The sequence below is a fragment of the Chryseobacterium sp. CG10_8 genome (assembly GCF_058117085.1).
On sequence record NZ_JBYVEB010000241.1, the window covers coordinates 1 to 1,055 of the forward strand.

A 1,055-nucleotide genomic window follows, 5' to 3' on the forward strand; every position below is an offset into this window, starting at 1 on the left:
AAAAAGTATTAGCGAAGGCGGGCGAAAAGTGAACTGAAAGTTCAGTTTTCCACCAACTGAAGCCAATGCTTTTTCAATGAAGTAAACTTACAAAATAAATACGGAATTGAAAAGCAGTGGCGGCGAAGAATATTCAAATTTTCAATTTGAGTATTCAAGCCCGCTTTTGCGAATACACTGTTATCGGCAGTTAATCAACCCCATAATGTTCAGTTTTTCTAATATGCTCTTTTAGCTCTTTATTGTCTCTATATCTAAAATTACCATCTATAAATAAAAATGTTGGTATATTTCTTTTAAATGATTTTTTCACAGGTTTATTTATTGGGTAACGACCTTCTAAACCTGATAATTCCGAAGGATTTTCCCTTAATTTCTTTAGTTCAATCTCATAAAGTTTTACCTCTATGTCAACTCTTTCGATTGACGATTTCCAGATTTCGGAGTGAAAAATTTCTTTATACATATTAATTTCATTTTCTTTCAAATCCGAAATTATTTTATGGTTAAAATTTATTATTTCCAATATTTCATATAAAAAAGAATATGTTTCATCTTCACTTGGAAAATACCCTTTATGAATAACTTTGTTTCTCAACTCTACCATTCTATTTGAAAGAACTTTAGGTTCAATATTAAATTCTCTAACAAATAAATAATAAAATGCACCTAATTGTCTCTCAGATTGATTTGATACAAATTTCCAAGAATTTGCTGAAAGACTATTTTCAAAATTAATACTTACAATCTTTATAATATACTCATAAAATCTTTCTAATGAAGTTGCAAGTGATGCAATGGACTCTCGATAGTATAAATCTTGTATTGCACTTAATCCTGATTCAAAAAGTAAATCAAATTTATAATTGGTAAAATATACTATTGTAGAATGATTTAAACAGTCCCCAATCACGATATTATTATCAGTATTTACAACGGTTATATATGGTCTTCCAGGAACACTAAAATTTGGTCGCTTATTTAATGAAAACTTACAAAGCGGACATTGAAACTTAATTTTCATCTATTACAGGTTGTGTTTTTTAATTGCCGAT

General features: G+C 28.5%; 1 protein-coding gene. It reads right to left on the reverse strand.

Features of this window, described 5'->3' with window-relative positions:
- Positions 1-190 precede the first annotated feature (190 nt).
- Complete coding sequence (locus AC4AGG_RS16530) at positions 191-1,024, reverse strand: hypothetical protein (RefSeq protein WP_489773122.1); 834 nt, start codon at positions 1,022-1,024, stop codon at positions 191-193.
- Positions 1,025-1,055: the final 31 nt, after the last annotated feature.